Source organism: Bradyrhizobium canariense (assembly GCF_018130465.1).
GTDB classification, from domain to species: domain Bacteria; phylum Pseudomonadota; class Alphaproteobacteria; order Rhizobiales; family Xanthobacteraceae; genus Bradyrhizobium; species Bradyrhizobium canariense_C.
The window spans coordinates 107,887-125,759 of the sequence record NZ_JAFCKJ010000007.1 but is presented as its reverse complement, the minus strand read 5'-3'; the positions used below and the strand labels follow the sequence as shown (position 1 = coordinate 125,759).

Here is a 17,873-nt window from a genome sequence, read left to right as displayed (position 1 = left end):
CATGCTCTATACCCCTCCGCCCATCGATCCCAAGGCGCCGCCGGTGCGCATCAATCTGCTCTCGGACACGCAGACAAAGCCGACACCCGCAATGCGCGAGGCGATGGCGCGAGCGGAGGTCGGCGACGAGCAGGTCGGCGACGATCCGACAGTGAACGCCCTGTGCGAACGTGTCGCCGAGCTGCTCGGCAAGGAAGCCGCGGTGTACATGCCCTCCGGCACGATGTGCAACGTCACCGCGACGCTGGTGCATTGCCGTCCCGGCGATGAGATCCTCGCGCACGAGAGCGCGCACATCATCGCGCGCGAAGGCGGCGCGCACGCCGCGATCGGCGGCTTCCAGGTCACGCAATTGAAGGGGCCCGACGGCCAGTTCACGCCGGACACCTTTCGCAGAGCGCTGCATCCGCGCACGCGCTACCAGCCGCCGCAGACGGTGGTCAGCGTCGAGCAGACCGCCAATATTGGCGGCGGCACGATCTGGAAGAAGGCCGCGCTCGACGAGATCGTCGCGATCGCCAAACAACATGGCCTCGTCACCCACATGGACGGCGCGCGCCTGCTCAACGCCACCGTGGCGAGCGGCATCTCCCCGCGCGACATGACCGCGGGGTGGGATTCGGCCTGGATCGACTTCTCGAAGGGTTTGGGCGCGCCGATCGGCGGCGTGCTCGCGGGCTCGCGCGCCTTCATCGACGCGGTCTGGCAGTGGAAGCAGCGCCTCGGTGGCTCGATGCGACAGGCCGGAATCTGCGCGGCAGCCTGCATCCATGCGCTCGACCATCACGTCGAGCGGCTCGCCGACGATCACGCCAATGCGCGCGCGCTCGCCCGCGGACTGTCGCAGATCGCAGGGATCGAGGTGCAGGAGCCCGAGACCAATCTGGTGTTCTTCAAGCCCGATGGTGCCGGCATTCCCGGCGAAAAGATGGTTGCGGCCCTGCGCCAACGCGGCGTGACGCTTGCGATGATGGACGGCCGCATCCGCGCCTGCACCCATCTCGACGTCAATGCGAGCCAGGTCGAAGAGACGATCGGATATATCCGCGAGATCGTGCGCGGGGCGTAAGCCCCTAGCCGACCGCAATCACCGTCCCATCGCCTGATAGATCAGCGTCTTCAGCGCCAGTTGAATACGGCCGCGCTGCGATGGCGTCTGCACCATGAATATCCCGAACAGATCGTCCTCTGGGTCGATGAAGAAGAACGTGCCGCCGACGCCGTCCCAGCGATATTCGCCAAGTGGCCAGGATGTACCTGATGGCACCGAGGTGCGCACGGCGAAGCCGAGGCCGAAGCCGGAGCTTCCGCCCGGATAATAGTTCTGGTCGCGCGCGATCTTCGTCTCCGGCCCGATATGATCCGACGCCATCAGCGCGATGGTCTCGGGCTTGAGATAGCGCCGGCCGTCATAGGTGCCGCCATTCAGCAGCATCTGTGCGAAGCGCGCATAGTCGCCGATCGTGCCGACCATGCCGCCGCCGCCCGATTCCCATCTCGTGGGCCGCCTGATGTCGCGGACCTGCGTCGTCGGATTGATGTTGCGATCCCCAGGCATCGGCTCGGCGATGCGCTGGAATTTGGCGGGATCGGCGATGAAGAACGCGGTCTCGGTCATCCCAAGCGGATCGAGCAGCCGCTCCTTCTCGAACTGGAGCAGCGTCTTTCCGGAGATCACCTCGACGACTCGGCCGAGCACGTCGGTGGAGAAGCCGTAGTCCCACACCGTGCCCGGCTGCTCGACCAGCGGCAGCGCGGCGATCTTCGCGACGAAGTCGGCGTTGGTGAGTTCGCTGTTGAAGAGATTGGCGTCGGCGTAGCGCTCGCGCACCGCGCCGCCGCCTTGATAGCCGTAAGGCAGTCCCGAGGTGTGGCGCAGCAGGTCCTTGATCGCGACCGGACGTTCGAGCGGCTCCAGCGCCAGCGCAACTTTGCCGTCTTCTGCCTTCTTCTCGACGCCGACCTTCATGCCGGCAAAGGCCGGAATGTATTTCGAGACGGGATCGTCGAGCGAGAGCTTACCCTCCTCAACCAGCATCATCGCCATGATTGACGTGACCGGCTTCGACATCGAGTAGAGACGGAAGATCGTGTCCGCGCTCATCGATAACTCGGTCGCGACGTCGCGGACGCCGAAATTCTCGTAATAGACTGGCTTGCCGTGCTGCTGGAGCAGCAGGATCGCGCCCGGAAACGTGCCAGCGGCGATCTCTTTCCGAATGTAGTCGGAGACTTTTGCCAGGCCTTCGGGCGAGAGATTGTGCGCGGCGCGCTCGGAGCCGGCCTTCGCACCAACGACTCCGAACAGAAGAACGAGCGCCGCAACCAGCGCGCGGCGCCCGAACATGTCAATTCTCCATCGCTTCATAAACCAGCTGCTTCAATGTTCGCTGCACCCGCTGACGCTCAGTCGGGGTCTGCTCCAGCAGCACGAAGAACATGTCCTGCTTGGGGTCGATCACGAAATAGCAGCCGGAGGCGCCGTCCCATTTCAATTCGCCGAGATCGCCGGGCGGCGGCGGTTTTGCGTTGCCGGGATCGGTGCGCACCGCAAGTCCGAGACCGAAGCCAAACCCGTCGCCGGGGAAGTAGAAATAATCGCGATCGACGCCCGACTTGGGGCCGATCTGGTCGGTCACCATCAGCTTGAACGTCTCGGGCTTGAGAACCGTCTTGCCGTCGAGATTGCCGCCCTTGAGCAGCATCTGCGTAAAGCGCTCATAATCGGCCATGGTCGTCACCATACCGCCGCTGGCGAACTGGATCTTCTTGACGACCGTCGGATCGTTGATCCGCCCGACCCGGAAATCACTGTCGTTCGGCACCGGGTGCGCCAGCAGCTTCTGCTTCTCGGGATCGGTGACGAAGAAACCGGTGTCGACCATGCCGAGCGGGTCGAGCAGCTTCTCCCGCACGATCTCGATCAGCGGCTTGCCGGCCGCGATCTCCATGACCCGCGCCAGGATGTCGGTGGAATGGCCGTATTGCCACAGCGCGCCCGGCTGGTTGTGCAGCGGCAGTTTTGCGATTCGCTCGGCGAACTCCGCGAGGTCGAAATCGCCGGCATAGATGTTGGCCTCGCGATAGGCCTTGCGGACCAGGCTGTCGCCATAGAAGCCATAGGTAACGCCCGAAGTGTGCGTCATCAAATCGTGCACCGTCATCGGCCGGTTGGGCGGCACGAGCTCGAGCGACTTGGTGCCGTCCTCGGCCTTCTTCTCGACGCCGACCTTCACATTGGCGAAGGACGGAATGTATTTCGAGACGGGATCGTCGAGCTTGATCTTGCCGTCCTCGACCAATTGCATCGCGACGACAGAGGTGATCGCCTTTGTCATCGAGAACAGGCGGAAGATCGTCTTGTCCGTGATCGGCGCCTTGCTCACCACGTCCTGCACGCCGAAGACTTCGTGGTAGACCGGCTTGCCATGTTGGTTGATGAGCACGTTTGCGCCGGCGATCTTACCGGTCGCGACCTCGTTCTTGAAGAACTCGCTGATCCTCAAGAGCTTGTCCTGATTGAAATGCGCGCCGGCCGGAATCTCGTAGGTACCCTCCGCCCGCGCGAACGAGATCGTACCAAGCGACACCAGAGCGCCGCAGACCAGCGCACGCAGTCCAGATTGTGAAATCATATCCCCTCCCCGGAACATGGCCCGGCGGAGTGTACTGACCGCGTCATCAGGCACAAGGGCTGCCGTACCGCGCCAAAACGTCCGTGTGGAGATCCGCGCTCTTCTCCGAGAAACAACAAAATATGACGTCGACGACCAGCGGCGCGGCCGGCAGGGCTTCAATGGTGGCATGGACCGCAATCTTCGCAGCCTGGTCGGCCGGAAAGCCGTAAACCCCGGTCGAAATCGCGGAGAATGCCAGGGAGGTCAGCCGATTGGCCTCGCAGAGCTCAAGCGCACGGCGATAGCAGGAGCCCAGCGCCTCTGCCTCGCCGCGAGTGCCGCCGTGCCAAACAGGCCCGACCGCATGGATCACATGGCGCGCCGGGAGAAGGTAGCCCTTCGTGATCTTGGCGTCGCCGGTCTTGCAGCCGTGAAGCATGCGGCACTCGGCGACCAGCTCGGGCCCGGCCGCCCGATGGATCGCACCATCCACGCCGCCCCCACCAAGGAGCGACGTGTTGGCCGCGTTGACGATGGCGTCAACGCTCAGTGTGGTGATGTCAGCAACGACGACCTCGAGCTGAGCGCCCCTGATGCGGCGCGTCAGCCGGGTCACGTATCAGGCCGCGACAGCGACGCCCTTTTCGGAGAACAGCTGCTGCAATTCACCGGCCTGGAACATCTCGCGGACAATGTCGCAGCCGCCGACGAACTCGCCCTTCACATAGAGCTGCGGAATGGTCGGCCAGTTCGAATAGTCCTTGATGCCGTTACGCAGTTCGGCGGATTCGAGAACGTTGAGGCCCTTATAGCCGACGCCGATATGGTCGAGAATCTGGACGACCTGGCCGGAGAACCCGCACTGCGGAAATTGCGGCGTCCCCTTCATGAACAGAACCACGTCGTTCGACTTCACTTCGTTGGCGATGAATTCCTCGATGCTCATATCCGTGTCCTTATGGGGCGGAGCCCACTCCAATCGCTTCGGGCTGGCTCAGCCGATCTAACCCGATACCCAGCTATATATGTAGCCCAAACCGTTGTGCATCCAAAGTAAAATGGCGGCGAGCGGCCCCCTGGGTGGGCCGCTCTCGGCAGCGCCGGCCCATTGCATGATGGCACGAATATCATCGCCAGGGAGGACTTTCATACCGTAACGGAGCCCCTATCTAGGACGAACCCGGCGTTTTGGAACCTGACAACGCCAACAACGTTCTCTTGTCCTGTCTGGAGAAAAACGTGACGAAACAAGCCTCCGCTACGGCCCCCGCCCCGCTTTCGTCACCGTCGGCCGATTTGGGCGGCCTTGCCCAGAGGCTGGAAGACGCGTTTCTCACCGTCCGCGACGAGACCGAGCGCCGGGCCGCGCCGCTGTCGCCGGAGGACCAGCAGATCCAGTCCATGCCGGATGCGAGCCCGACGAAATGGCACCGGGCGCACACCACCTGGTTCTGGGAGCAATTCGTGCTCGGCGAGCACTGTGCGGGCTACCGGCCCTTTCACCCGGACTTCGGCTTCCTGTTCAATTCCTATTACGTCAGCGCCGGCCCGCGCCATTCCCGCAATCACCGCGGCGACATCACCCGACCGGGCGCCGATCAGGTCGGCGCCTATCGAAAATATGTCGACGCTGCCGTCGTGAAATTCTTCCGCGACGCCGGCGAGGACAAGCTTCGCGAGATCGCGCCGCTGGTCGAGGTCGGCCTCAACCACGAGCAGCAGCATCAGGAATTGATGTTCACCGACATCCTGCACGCCTTCGCGCAGAACCCGATCCCGCCGGCCTATGATCCGGACTGGCACTTCCCGACCGCGACGCCGGCCAGTGAGGATTGGCTGACGCTGAACGAAGGCATCCACACCGTCGGTCATGTCGACGACAGTTTTCATTTCGACAACGAGAAACCGGCGCATCGCGCCCTGGTCGGCCCGGTCAAGGTCGCACGCAATCTCGTCACCAATGGCGAATGGCTCGCCTTCATGCGCGACGGCGGCTACCGGACCGCAACGCTGTGGCTGATGGACGGTTTTGCGGCCGTCAACAACGAGGGCTGGGATGCCCCCGGCCATTGGCGCGAGATCGACGGCCAATGGCATGTGATGACGCTGGCCGGCCTCAAGCCGGTCGATCCCGACGCGCCCGTCTGCCACGTCAGCTACTACGAGGCTGACGCCTTTGCGCGCTGGGCCGGAAAGCATCTGCCGACCGAGATGGAATGGGAGGTGGCGGCCCGCGCGGGCCAGCTCAACGACGCCTTCGGCATCGTCTGGCAGTGGACGCGATCGTCCTACTCGCCCTACCCCGGCTATCGCGCCATCGAAGGCGCGCTCGGCGAATACAACGGCAAGTTCATGGTCAACCAGCTGGTGCTGCGCGGCTCCTCGCTTGCAACCCCGAAGGGGCACAGCCGTATCACCTATCGCAACTTCTTCTATCCGCACCACCGCTGGCAGTTCACGGGATTGCGGCTCGCCGACTACGAATAGCAGTTATCCGACGACAACCGCGCGCCGGACAGCGCGTTCAGGAGAGTATCATGAATGTGCACGCCAGCGCTTTGGCCGAAGCCCATCTTCCCGACGAGCAGACCACCGCCTTCGCGCGCGAGGCCATCGGGGACCTCTCGCAGCAGCCTAAAAAGCTGTCGCCGAAATATTTCTATGATGCGGCCGGATCCGAACTGTTCGAGGCGATCACGCGCCTGCCGGAATATTATCCGACGCGCACGGAGCTAGCGATCCTGAGGGAGCGCGGCAGCGAGATCGCGAAAATCATTCCGGAGCACGCAGCCCTCGTCGAATTCGGCGCGGGCGCGACCACAAAGGTCCGCCTGCTGCTCAATCACTGCAAGTTCGCGGCCTATGTGCCCGTCGACATCTCCGGCGACTTCCTGAAGGCGCAGGCGAACGGCTTGAAGCGGGATTTTCCGTCACTCGGCATCTACCCGGTGGCGGCCGACTTCACCACGCCGTTCGAGCTTCCCAAGGCGGTCGCGACGATGCCGAAGGTCGGATTCTTCCCGGGCTCGACCATCGGCAATTTCGAGCCGCATGAGGCGCAGGCCTTCCTGAAGAGCGCGCGCGCCATTCTGGGCCGGGGCGCGCAGATGATCATCGGCGCCGATCTCGAGAAGGAAGAGCGCGTGCTCCACGACGCCTATAACGATGCCGCCGGCGTCACCGCGCGCTTCAACCTCAATGTGCTGGTGCGGATCAACCGCGAGCTCGGCGGCAATTTCGATCTCTCCGCCTTCACCCATCGCGCGATCTACAATCGCGAGCGGCACCGCATCGAGATGCACCTGATCAGCAAGAAGAGCCAGACCGTGCGCCTGCTCGGCACCAGCTTTTCGTTCCGCGCGGGTGAAAGCATCCACACCGAGAACAGCTATAAATACAGCATCGAGCGGTTCGCGACGCTAGCGCAAGGCGCGGGCTGGCGGGTGCGCGAGAGCTGGACGGATGCGGCGAAGATGTTCTCGGTGCACGCGCTGGAGGCGGCGGAGTGAACAGCCGCCGCATCTGAGAGCGGTTCTTGCGGCGCATCCTCGAGACGCCCGCTTTGAGCGGGCTCCTCAGGGTGAGGACGGAGTGCGCGGCAACAGTTTCTACGGGCACCGACGCTGATCAGCCTCATCCTGAGGAGACCGCGCAGCGGTCGTCTCGAAGGAGGAGGCGCGCGCTCAGACCGCCGTAGCGGCTCAATGCTCCTCGGCCTCCTCCGGCGTTGATCCCAGCGAGACCGACTCCCATACCGCAACAACGATCATGATCACCGTCGCGGCGACCGACAGCCATAGCGGGGACAGTTCGGCAGCGAACCACCACAGCGCCAGCAGCAGGATGATGCCAATCCCGTGCGAGAGCTGGAGGAAGCCGCGGATCGCGTGCTTGAACAGGATGGTGCCGACCAGGAACAGCAGCGGCCCGCCGATCGTGCTCACGATGGTGCGGACGTCGGAATGGCCGACCGGATGCTTCAGCACCAGCTCGTCGGAGACCGCGGTCAGGATAATGCCGGCGACGATCGGCATATGCAGATAGGTATAGGCGAGCCGCGCCAACCGGCCGGATTCGGCCGATTTCGAGATGCGTTCGGCGCCGGCCTCGGCGCCCTTGTGGAAATAGACCCACCACATCGCGATGCTGCCGACCAGCGCGGAGACAAAGGCCAAAATGTTGTCCGCGGTCCAGTCCAGCTCGGCAAAGGTCGCGCCGTTGACGACGACGGCCTCCCCGAGCGCGATGATGATGAAGCCGGCGCAACGCTCGGCCATGTGGCCGCCTTCAACGGCCCAGGCCTCGACCGACGAGAAGCCAAGCTTCGGGACCCAGAAACGTGCCGCCGGCGAGATGTATTCCCAGCTGACCGCCGCGATCCACAGCCATAGCCGCGTCTCTCCGTCGGAAAGACCGCCCGCGATCCACATCACCGCGGAGACCGAGAGCCACGTCAGGATACGGATCGCATTGTGCCGGACCGCAGTTCGATGCCGCGGCGTTGCAAACATCCAGAAGGCGGTACGCCCGACCTGCATCGTTGCGTAGGCGATCGCAAACCACAAGCCCCGCCCCTCGAAGGCGGTCGGGATCGTGGTCGACAGCACCAGGCCGCCCAGCATCATCAGGAAGAGCAGGATCCGGACCGGCGTCAGCTCGGGATCGAGCCAGTTGGTGACCCAGGCGGTGTAGACCCACACCCACCACACCGCGAGAAACAGCACCGCGACGTGCACCGCACCGAGCGGCGTGAAATGGTGCAGCAGTGTGTGCGAGACCTGCGTGATCGCGAAGACGAAGACGAGGTCGAAGAACAGCTCGGCATTGGTGACGCGGCTGTGCTGGTTCGGCAGGATGACGCGAAACATCGCGCCGCGCGAATTGTCCGCAGCCATTGTCATGCCCCCGTCACGATCAGATCAAGCGCCCGGCACCCCGGTTTGCAGCGCCAGCGCATGCAGCACGCCGCCCATCTGGCCGCGCAGGGACTGATAGACGATCTGGTGCTGCTGGACGCGGGACTTGCCGCGGAAGGATTCCGAGATCACGGTCGCGGCATAGTGATCGCCGTCCCCGGCGAGGTCACGGATGGTCACCTCGGCATCGGGGATCGCCGCCTTGATCATCGCCTCGATATCGTGGGCGTCCATTGGCATTCGGGTCGTGCTCCTGTCTCGGCCGCAATCAGCCTTGTCGTCGAATCGCTGCCGGGGTCCCGGATCTGCAAAGCCAAAACCTGCCGGCAGGGCCAAACTTAGCGTGAACGGCCTTCTACGTCACGCCTTGAGGCATTATATCCGTGATCCCATTGCGAGAAAGCCACGACAAAGTGCCGCGCGCGGCAGACTGATCGAAAAGGCGTGAAATCATGAAGCTTCCAGGGCCCGACCACCCCATCACCATCACCCTAAATCCCCGGCGCGTCCGCGTCACGGCGGGCGATATCGTGATCGCCGAGACCACGAAGGCGCTGACGCTGAAAGAGGCGAAATATCCGGCGGTGCAATATGTGCCTCGACAGGACGCCAACATGGCGCTGCTGGAGCGGACCGACCGCGTCACCCATTGCCCCTACAAGGGCGATGCGAGCTATTACAGCGTCAAGGCCGACGGAAAGACGCTCGACAATGCGATCTGGACCTACGAGACGCCTTTCCCCGCGATGACCGAGATTTCCGGCCACCTCGCCTTCTATCCGGACAAGGTGAAGATCGAGGAAGTGGGGTAAGCCCAGTGGTGGTCATTCCGGGGCGATGCGTAGTATCGAACCCGGAATCTCGAGATTCCGGGTCTGGTGCTAACGCACCATCCCGGAATGACGAGCTGAACTACGCCCTGAAGATCGTCAGCCCCAGGATCAGCAGCACCAGGAAAATCACGATGAACACGTAGAACAGGAAGCGGGCGATGTCGGCGGAAGCGGCCGAGATGCCGGTGAAGCCGAGCACGCCGGCCACGATCGAGACAAGTAAGAAGATCAGCGCCCATTTCAGGATCGTCATCGCCAGCTCCGAAATTGTACCGCTAGTCGCGGCCCTCAAGCCCTTTTGGCGAACGCTAACTTCGTCGCGCGGAACTGGTTCCTAGCGGCGTCGCGACCTGCGGGCGTCTCAAACGACCCTTGCTGAATCCGGTTCCCGGCGGCAAAGTCTGGCCGGGATAGAAGCGCGACCGGGGCGGCCACGATGACGATGTCACATTCAGCGACGATCGGCGCAGAGGCGCACGCGGCGCCGAAGAGCAAGACGCGCAATTTGTCGCTCGATCGCGCCCGCACCTTCCTCACGCTGGTGGTGCTGCTGCACCACGCCGTCATTCCCTACACCTATTTCGGGCACACCGATCCGGCCTCGTGGATCGGTTTCGATATCGTCGTGCTGGCGACCGACAGCTTCTTCATGGCGATGTTCTTCTTCCTGTCTGGCCTGTTCACCTGGCCCGGCATCGCGCGCAAGGCGCCGTCAGTCTTTCTCCGCGACCGCCTGTTGCGGCTCGGGCTGCCGTTCGCGATCGCGGCGTTCACCGTCATCCCGCTCGCCTACTACGCAATCGCGCTGCGGCACGATCCCGGGCTGAGCTTCACGGCGTTCTGGTGGAAGACGATCACGGTTGGCCCGTGGCCGAGCGGCCCGATCTGGTTCGTGTGGGTGCTGCTGGCGTTCGACCTGACCGCAAGCCTGCTCTACCGGGTCTCCGCGCATCTGGTCGATCCGGGCAACCGCGTGTCGCTGCGCGGATTCGAGCAGCCGGCCGTATTCTGGCTGCTGCTCGTGGTCGTCACGACAATCGTCTACGTGCCGGCGCTGCTCTATTTCGGCGGCAGTAAATGGTTCGAGTTCGGGCCGTTCTCGGTGCAGGCGAGCCGCATCCTGCTCTACTTCGCCTATTTCTTCATCGGCGTCAGCGTTGGAGCTGCGAACTTCGATCGCGGCATCCTCAGCGCCGACGGCCAGTTGCCGAAACAGCGCTGGCTGTGGGTGATCGCCACGCTGATCCCCTACTGCCTGATGTGGGTCATGATCTACGTCAAACGCGAAATCCTCGGCAATCCCGACCCGCAGCCGCACTGGTACCAGGCGATCTACAGCACGTTCTTCGTGCTGTTTTCGGCCGGGATCCTGCTCGCGATCCTCGCCTTCTTCCTGCACCAGAAGTCGCCGGGACCGAACCTGCTCGACCGCATGCAGGCGGATGCCTACGGCATCTTCCTGGTGCACTACCCGATCGCATTGTGGATCCAGTACGCGCTGTTCTATTACAGCCTGCCGGCGATCGTGAAAGCCACGATCGGCTTCGTGCTCACGGTGATCTTGAGCTGGGGCCTGACCGCGGCCTTGCGGAAGATTCCGGGGGCGTCTCACGTGTTGTGAGGCGCAGCCTCCTCAGCTCGTCATTGCGAGCGCAGCGAAGCAATCCAGACCGTCTCCGCGGAAAGACCTGATTGCTTCGCTGCGCTCGCGATGACGGAGTTGGCGGCAGCGCGTTACGCTGCCTTCCCGCCCATATACTCCGGCAGCCAGCGCTCGAACGAGGTCCGCAGCGCCTCGATCGCCACCGGCGCTTCGCCCGCGATCGCGATCGCGTCGCCGCCGGTGGTGCCGATCCGCACACAGGGCACCTCGCAACCGCGCATCTTGGCGAGCACCAGGCCGGCTTCCGTTTCGGGCACGGTGACGAGATAGCGCGCCTGGTCCTCGCCGAACCAATAGGCCTGAGGCACCAGCGCGGTCGGCGCCGCGAGCAGTTTTGCGCCGATGCCGCTCGCCATCGCCATCTCGGCCAGCGCGATCAGAAGACCGCCGTCGGAGAGATCGTGCACGGCGGTCGCGGTGCCCGCATGGATCATGCCGCGCACGCAGTCGCCGTTGCGCTTCTCCGCCGCGAGGTCGACCGGCGGTGGCGCGCCCTCCTCGCGACCGCAGATGTCGCGCAAGTAAACCGACTGGCCGAGCCAGCCATGGCTCTCGCCGATCAAGAGGATCGCCTCGCCCTCGGCCTTGAAGGCCAGCGAAGCCGACTTGGTGAAGTCGTCGAGCAGGCCGACGCCGCCGATCGAGGGCGTCGGCAGGATCGCGCGGCCATTGGTCTCGTTGTAGAGCGAGACGTTGCCGGACACGACCGGGAAGTCGAGCGTGCGGCAGGCTTCCGAGATGCCCTTCAGGCAGCCGACGAACTGGCCCATGATCTCGGGCCGCTCAGGATTGCCGAAATTGAGATTGTCGGTGATCGCAAGCGGCTTGCCGCCGACGGCTGTGATGTTGCGCCAGGCTTCCGCCACCGCCTGCATCCCGCCTTGATAGGGATCGGCCTCGCAATAGCGCGGCGTCACGTCGACGGTCAGCGCCAGGCCCTTCGGGCCGTCCTGCACGCGCACCACGGCGGCATCGCCGCCGGGACGCTGCATGGTGTTGCCGAGAATGACGTGGTCGTACTGCTCCCAAACCCAGCGCTTGCTGCACATATCGGGCGTGCCGATCAGCTTTTCGAGTGCGGCGCCGAGCCCCATCGGCGCCGGCACCTCGCGCGCATGCACGACCGGCAGCGCGGCGGAGGGGACATGCGGGCGGTCATAGAGCGGCGCCTCGTCGCCGAGCTCCTTGATCGGCAGATCGGCCATGACGTCACCGCCATGCTTGACCACAAAGCGCTTGCTCGGCGTGGTGTAGCCGACCACAGCGAAATCGAGGCCCCACTTTTTGAAGATCGCCTCGGCCTCTTTCTCCTTCTCGGGCTTGAGCACCATGAGCATGCGCTCCTGGCTCTCCGAGAGCATCATCTCGTAGGCACTCATGCCGATCTCGCGCGTCGGCACCGCATCGAGATCGAGGTCGACGCCGAGGTCGCCCTTGGCGCCCATCTCGACCGCCGAGCAGGTCAGGCCCGCCGCGCCCATGTCCTGGATCGCGATCACGCAATCGGCTTCCATGATCTCGAGGCAGGCCTCGAGCAGCAGCTTTTCGGCAAAGGGATCGCCGACCTGGACGGTCGGACGCTTCTCCTCGGACTTGTCGTCGAACTCGGCCGAGGCCATCGAGGCGCCATGGATGCCGTCGCGGCCGGTCTTGGAGCCGAGATAGACGATCGGCATATTCACGCCGGAGGCGGCCGCATAGAAGATCTTGTCGGTATCGGCGAGACCGACCGCCATCGCGTTGACGAGGATGTTGCCGTCATAGCGGGTGTGGAAGCGGACCTGGCCGCCGACCGTCGGCACGCCGAAGGAATTGCCGTAGCCGCCGACGCCGGCGACGACGCCGGAGACGAGATGCCGGGTCTTGGCATGCTCCGGTGCGCCGAAGCTCAGCGCGTTGAGGCAGGCGATCGGGCGCGCGCCCATCGTGAAGACGTCGCGCAAGATGCCGCCGACACCGGTGGTCGCGCCCTGGTAAGGCTCGATGTAGCTCGGGTGGTTGTGGCTCTCCATCTTGAAGACCACGGCCTGGCCGTCGCCAATGTCGATCACGCCGGCATTCTCGCCCGGGCCCTGGATCACCCAGGGCGCCTTGGTCGGCAGGCCCTTCAGATGGAGGCGGGAGGATTTGTACGAGCAGTGCTCGTTCCACATCGCCGAGAAGATGCCGAGCTCGGTGAAGGTCGGCTCCCGCCCGATCAGCTTCAGGATGCGCTCATACTCGTCGGGCTTGAGCCCGTGGGCGGCAATCAGCTCGGGGGTGATCTTGGGTTCGTTCTTCATGGATTCGAGGCTTTCGACGGCGGTTGGCCGTTCTTAGGAACATCGGGGGACTTGGAAAAGCCCTTTATGGAGCATTTTCCCGCTGTCCCACGTTTTGCGGCCGGGGGCTGCAGGAACAGGAATTGCGGAGCGCGGACAGATCGGATTTAAGGGCAAAACACCCGCAATTGAAGGCCCATTTCCTTGCATGAATTGACCAAAGCGCCCCCGCCTCGCCGCCCCGACCTCCACGTCGCCACCGAGGGGGAATTCCAGGGCTGGCGGACCTGGATTCGCGACAGTTTTGAGTCCCATGTCGGCCCGTTCTGGCACCGGATCGAGGCGGACGGCAGCGTCCGCAGCGCCTTCCGGGTCGAGAAAAAGCACCTCAACGGCTCGGGGAACGTCCATGGCGGCTGCTACATGGCATTTGCCGACTACTCCCTGTTCGCGATCGCCACCCACGTTCTGGATAGCCGGGCCGTGACGACCAATTTCGCCTGCGAATTCCTCGATGCGGCACGGGAGGGCGAGTTGATCGAGTGTACCGGAGAGGTGAGCCGGGCCGGCGGTTCGCTGGTCTTCCTGCGCGGCAAGATGATGTCCGGCGAAAGGCAGCTGTTCACCTTTTCCGGTACGATCAAGCGGGTGAAGCGGAAGCCGCAACCTCAGCCAAACGCATAGCTCGACGCCTTCCCTTTTCCAGCCCCCTCGCCCAGACTTGTACCGAGCGCTATCGCGCCGGGAGCAATACCAAGGTGCCGCAGAGCACATCGCCGACGGGTCGCGCCACGGCCTCGCCATTGCCGTCCATGGCCGCCGCCGGCGCGCGCAACTGGCGCGACTATGCGCTGCTGGTCGCGCTCGCCTGCTGCTGGAGCTCGACCTATCCGCTGGCCAAGCTCGCGCTGGACACGATCCCGCCCATTACTTTCATCTCAGCGCGCTCGCTGATCGCGGCCGCCTTCCTGTTCGCGATCCTGTGGATGCGCGGCATCAGGATCCCGACCGACGCGAAGGCCTGGAAGCTGTTCGCGACCCAGCAATTGATCAACTCGACCTTCCCGTTCCTGATCATCACCTGGTCGCAGCAGTATGTGCCGGCGTCGAACACGGTGGTGTTGGCTTCGACCACGCCGATCTTCGCCTTCCTGATCACCTCGCTGATCACGCGTCACGAGCCGGCGACACTGCTGAAGCTCTTAGGCGCAATCCTCGGCCTTGCCGGCACAATCGTCGTTGTCGGCCTGGATGCCCTGCGCGGCTTCGGTAGCGAGATCATCGCGGAGATCGCGATCCTGCTCGCCACCATCTCCTTTGCTTGCGCCACGATCTTTGGCCTCAGGCTCTCCGAATACGACCCGATGGTGGTGGCGGCCGGCTCGCTCCTGTTCGGCGGCCTCGTGCTGCTGCCGCCCTCGCTGATCATCGACCAGCCATGGACGCTGCACCCGACGCCGACCGCGATCACAGCCACCATCGTCATGGGCATCGTCTCCAGCGCCTTGGGGCTGATGCTGTTCTACATGTGCCTGGGACGCCTCGGCACGCTGACGACGAACGCGCAAGGCTATTTGCGCATTCCGATCGGCGTCGGCCTCTCCGTGCTGCTGCTCGGCGAGAGCGTGCCCTCGAACCTGGCGCTGGGACTGGTGCTGGTGATGGCGGGCGTTGCCGCCATGACGGTGCCGGCGGAACGGCTGAAGCTACGCTAGCCATTACTTGCTATTGCTTGGCGTCGTTCGCCAGCATCTTCCGGTACTTCTCGACGTCGCGCGTCACGAGTTGCTGAAGCAGCTCCGGCGTGTGCTCGTTGTCGTCGGGCGCAACCGTCGACAGATCGGCAAAGCGTTTCTTCACCGCGTCGGTCTCCACGGCCGCGCGTGCGGCTGCATTCAGCCTAGCGATCACGGCCGGCGGGGTGCCCTTGGGCGCGAACAGGCCGTTCCAGCCCTGCGCCTCGAATTCGGGCAGGCCGGCTTCGGCTGATGTGGACAGATCGGGCAGCGTGGCGAGCCGCACAGTCGAGCCGACCACGAGTCCCCGCACCAGCTTCTCGTTGATCGATTGCGAGACGGAGGCCGCCGCATCGCAGACGCCGTCGATCTGGCCGCCGATGGCATCCGTCAGCGCCGGCGCGGCGCCGCGATAGCCGACCAGCGTCGCGTCGATGCCGGCGGCGGTGACGAAGCTCTTGCAGATCAGGTAGTTCGACGAGCCGACGCCGGCATGGCCGAGATTGATCTTGCCGGGGTTGGCCTTGGCGTAGGCGATGAACTCCTTCAGGTCCTTCGCCGGAAAATCCTTGCGCACGGCGATGATGCCAAACGTCTTCGCCACCATGGCGATCGGCACGAAGGAGTCCGGCGTGAACGGCAGTTTTGGATAGATCGTATAGGTCGCGGCGTTGGTGCCGGCATTGCCGATCGCAATGGTGTAGCCGTCAGGCTCGGCGCGGGAGGCGCGCGCCAGTGCGGTCGATCCGCCGGCGCCCGCGACGTTCTCGATCACGATGGTCTGGCCGAGCGCGATGCCCATCTGCTCGGCAACGGTGCGCGCGATCACGTCGGAAGTGCCCCCGGCCGCGAACGGCACGATCATGGTGACGGGACGCTTGGGGAAATCCTGCGCGAACGCGGCGGTCGCGAACGCAACGACGGCGACAGCGGCCGACAGTCGCTTCAGCACGAGCGCAATCACGCGGCCTTTTCCAGATGCTGGACGAGGCCTGCGAACAGGCCGCGGCCGTCGGTGCAGCCCATGATGTCTTCGACGTGGTTTTCCGGATGCGGCATCATGCCGAGCACGTTGCCCCTGTCGTTGACGAGGCCGGCGATGGAATGCGCCGCGCCGTTGATGTTGTGACTCTCGTCGACCACGCCGTCGGCGGAGCAGTAACGATAGAGCACCCGCCCCTCGCCTTCGAGCCGCTTGACGGTCTCGTCATCCGCCTCGTAATTGCCCTCGCCGTGCGCAACGGGCACGCGGATCACCTGGCCGGCATTGTAGCCGCGGGTGAACGGGGTGTCGGAGCGCTCGACGCGCAGATGTACGTCCTTGCAGATGAACTTCAGCCGCGCGTTCCGCATCAGGACGCCCGGCAGCAGCCCGGATTCGCAGAGGATCTGAAAACCGTTGCAGACGCCGAGCACGAGGCCGCCCTTGGCCGCATAGTCGCGCACCGCGTCCATCACCGGCGCGCGGGCCGCAATCGCGCCGCAGCGCAAGTAATCGCCGTAGGAGAAGCCGCCGGGGACGACGACGAGATCGGTCCCCGCAGGTAGCGAGGTCTCGGCATGCCAGACCATCGCCGGCTCATGGCCCGAGATCAGCCTCAAGGCGCGCGCCATGTCGCGCTCACGGTTGATTCCGGGAAAGACGAGGATGGCGGCTTTCATGGCAGAGGTTCCGAAGAGGATTGAAATGGGGCTGGCACGGCTGCCAAATCGCCAGCAGACATAACCATTTGACGGGGATTTTACCAGTGCTAGCCTTGCCAGTGAGCGTTGTGCACAGGCCATAGCCCGCCATTCGGCCGATCGACTTGCCCGGGATTGAAGCCATGAATGTCCCGTCGCTGCCCGCATCCCTCTCCGAGCCGGTGTCCACCGAGGGCGTCATCGCCGCCGGTGCCTATGTCGACGGCCGGCGCGTCGCCAATATCGCCATCAGCGAGGCCTCGAGCTGGCGGGCGAAACCCGGCCATGTGGTCTGGATCGGGCTGCACGAGCCCGACATGGCGCTGCTCAGCGCGGTGCAGAAGCAGTTCGACCTGCACGAGCTCGCCATCGAGGACGCCAACCACGCCCATCAGCGACCGAAGATCGAGCAATATGGCGAGGCCCTGTTCATCGTGGCGCGGACCGCGCAACTGATCGAGGGCCGGATCGCCTTCGGCGAGACGCACATCTTCGTCGGCGAAGGCTATCTGGTCTCGGTGCGCCACGGCGCTTCGACATCCTACACGCCGGTGCGCGAACGCTGCGAAAGCTGCCCGCGAGCGCTCGCGCGCGGCGAGGACTACATCCTCTACGCCATCCTCGATTTCATCGTCGACAACTACTCGCCCGTGCTCGAGAGCATTCACGAAGAGGTCGAGAGCATCGAGGATGACGTGCTCTCCAAGGCGATCAGCAAGGCGCAGATCGAGCGGCTCTACATGCTGCGCCGCGACCTCTTGCGGCTCAGGACCGCGATCGGGCCCCTGGTGGAGGTCTGCCGCCGGCTCGAGCATGACGAGCTTGCGATGGTGCGCGCGACGATGCAGCCGCTGTTCCGCGACGTCACCGACCACGTCAGAAACATCCAGGAGCGGATCGATTCGATGCGCGAGGTGCTGGCCTTCGCCTTCGAAGCGAGCCTGCTGGTCGGCCAGGCCCAGGAGACGGCGGTCTCCAAGAAGCTTGCCTCCTGGCTCGCGATCATCGCGATCCCGACCGCGCTTGCCGGCATCTACGGCATGAACTTCAAGCACATGCCGGAGCTTGACTGGGAGTACGGCTATTACACGCTGCTCGGCGTGATGCTGGCGGCGTGCGGCGCGCTGTACTGGCGTTTTCGGCGGGTCGGGTGGCTGTGAGCCA

18 protein-coding genes are annotated in these 17,873 nt (G+C 64.3%); 8 read left to right on the top strand and 10 right to left on the bottom strand.

All coding sequences use genetic code 11. From position 1 onward, the window contains the following. The first annotated feature begins 1 nt into the window (after position 1). Positions 2-1,069, top strand: a complete 1,068-nt coding sequence (locus JQ591_RS19785) for a threonine aldolase family protein (RefSeq protein WP_211397681.1) — start codon at positions 2-4, stop codon at positions 1,067-1,069. 18 nt (positions 1,070-1,087) lie between these two features. Here JQ591_RS19785 and JQ591_RS19780 read toward each other — a convergent pair whose 3' ends face one another. The 4 genes from JQ591_RS19780 to grxD are packed head-to-tail and all read right to left on the bottom strand — an operon-like array spanning position 1,088 to position 4,563. Beyond that, positions 1,088-2,347, bottom strand: coding sequence for a serine hydrolase domain-containing protein (locus JQ591_RS19780; RefSeq protein ID WP_211397680.1), 1,260 nt, complete (start codon positions 2,345-2,347; stop codon positions 1,088-1,090). A 1-nt stretch (position 2,348) separates the two neighbouring features. Then, a complete protein-coding gene (locus JQ591_RS19775) occupies positions 2,349-3,635 on the bottom strand; it encodes a serine hydrolase domain-containing protein (RefSeq protein ID WP_211397679.1) in 1,287 nt (428 codons plus the stop codon). A gap of 46 nt (positions 3,636-3,681) precedes the next feature. After that, positions 3,682-4,233: an O-acetyl-ADP-ribose deacetylase gene (locus JQ591_RS19770; RefSeq protein ID WP_211397678.1), complete on the bottom strand. Its 552-nt coding sequence runs from the start codon at positions 4,231-4,233 to the stop codon at positions 3,682-3,684. A 3-nt stretch (positions 4,234-4,236) separates the two neighbouring features. After that, positions 4,237-4,563, bottom strand: a complete 327-nt coding sequence (gene grxD, locus JQ591_RS19765) for a Grx4 family monothiol glutaredoxin (RefSeq protein ID WP_007602294.1) — start codon at positions 4,561-4,563, stop codon at positions 4,237-4,239. A 242-nt stretch (positions 4,564-4,805) separates the two neighbouring features. Between grxD and egtB the strand changes: the two genes are divergently transcribed. Continuing rightward, a complete protein-coding gene (gene egtB / locus JQ591_RS19760) occupies positions 4,806-6,104 on the top strand; it encodes an ergothioneine biosynthesis protein EgtB (RefSeq protein ID WP_211397677.1) in 1,299 nt (432 codons plus the stop codon). Positions 6,105-6,154: 50 nt separating this feature from the next. Next, positions 6,155-7,126, top strand: a complete 972-nt coding sequence (gene egtD, locus JQ591_RS19755) for an L-histidine N(alpha)-methyltransferase (protein WP_211397676.1) — start codon at positions 6,155-6,157, stop codon at positions 7,124-7,126. A gap of 192 nt (positions 7,127-7,318) precedes the next feature. Here the strand turns inward: egtD and JQ591_RS19750 are convergent, their stop codons facing one another. Next, positions 7,319-8,512: a low temperature requirement protein A gene (locus JQ591_RS19750; RefSeq protein WP_211397885.1), complete on the bottom strand. Its 1,194-nt coding sequence runs from the start codon at positions 8,510-8,512 to the stop codon at positions 7,319-7,321. Positions 8,513-8,536: 24 nt separating this feature from the next. Further along, positions 8,537-8,773, bottom strand: coding sequence for a BolA family protein (locus tag JQ591_RS19745; protein WP_018316584.1), 237 nt, complete (start codon positions 8,771-8,773; stop codon positions 8,537-8,539). Between the two features lie 212 nt (positions 8,774-8,985). Between JQ591_RS19745 and JQ591_RS19740 the strand changes: the two genes are divergently transcribed. Continuing rightward, positions 8,986-9,345, top strand: a complete 360-nt coding sequence (locus JQ591_RS19740; protein WP_211397675.1) for a DUF427 domain-containing protein — start codon at positions 8,986-8,988, stop codon at positions 9,343-9,345. A gap of 100 nt (positions 9,346-9,445) precedes the next feature. Here JQ591_RS19740 and JQ591_RS19735 read toward each other — a convergent pair whose 3' ends face one another. Continuing rightward, positions 9,446-9,619, bottom strand: a complete 174-nt coding sequence (locus JQ591_RS19735; protein WP_211397674.1) for a DUF1328 domain-containing protein — start codon at positions 9,617-9,619, stop codon at positions 9,446-9,448. A 189-nt stretch (positions 9,620-9,808) separates the two neighbouring features. Here JQ591_RS19735 and JQ591_RS19730 point away from each other — a divergent pair, with 189 nt between their 5' ends. Next, a complete protein-coding gene (locus JQ591_RS19730) occupies positions 9,809-10,987 on the top strand; it encodes an acyltransferase family protein (RefSeq protein ID WP_211397884.1) in 1,179 nt (392 codons plus the stop codon). 113 nt (positions 10,988-11,100) lie between these two features. On the opposite strand, the gene purL is transcribed toward JQ591_RS19730, so the two are convergent. Next, the gene (gene purL, locus JQ591_RS19725; protein WP_211397673.1) at positions 11,101-13,311 is read right to left on the bottom strand and encodes a phosphoribosylformylglycinamidine synthase subunit PurL; all 2,211 of its coding nucleotides are present in this window, start codon (positions 13,309-13,311) and stop codon (positions 11,101-11,103) included. Positions 13,312-13,494: 183 nt separating this feature from the next. Between purL and JQ591_RS19720 the strand changes: the two genes are divergently transcribed. Continuing rightward, positions 13,495-13,974, top strand: a complete 480-nt coding sequence (locus tag JQ591_RS19720; RefSeq protein ID WP_211397672.1) for a PaaI family thioesterase — start codon at positions 13,495-13,497, stop codon at positions 13,972-13,974. A 74-nt stretch (positions 13,975-14,048) separates the two neighbouring features. Then, positions 14,049-15,005, top strand: coding sequence for a DMT family transporter (locus JQ591_RS19715; protein ID WP_211397671.1), 957 nt, complete (start codon positions 14,049-14,051; stop codon positions 15,003-15,005). 10 nt (positions 15,006-15,015) lie between these two features. On the opposite strand, the gene JQ591_RS19710 is transcribed toward JQ591_RS19715, so the two are convergent. Both JQ591_RS19710 and purQ read right to left on the bottom strand, forming a co-directional pair. Then, entirely contained in the window at positions 15,016-15,990 is a 975-nt protein-coding gene (locus tag JQ591_RS19710) for a tripartite tricarboxylate transporter substrate binding protein BugD (protein ID WP_211397670.1), read from the bottom strand. After that, on the bottom strand, positions 15,987-16,688 hold the full coding sequence (gene purQ, locus JQ591_RS19705) for a phosphoribosylformylglycinamidine synthase subunit PurQ (RefSeq protein ID WP_211397669.1): 702 nt from the start codon (positions 16,686-16,688) through the stop codon (positions 15,987-15,989). Before purQ ends, JQ591_RS19710 begins: the two co-directional genes overlap by 4 nt. A 164-nt stretch (positions 16,689-16,852) precedes the next feature. Between purQ and JQ591_RS19700 the strand changes: the two genes are divergently transcribed. Beyond that, on the top strand, positions 16,853-17,869 hold the full coding sequence (locus JQ591_RS19700) for a magnesium and cobalt transport protein CorA (protein ID WP_211397668.1): 1,017 nt from the start codon (positions 16,853-16,855) through the stop codon (positions 17,867-17,869). Positions 17,870-17,873: the final 4 nt, after the last annotated feature.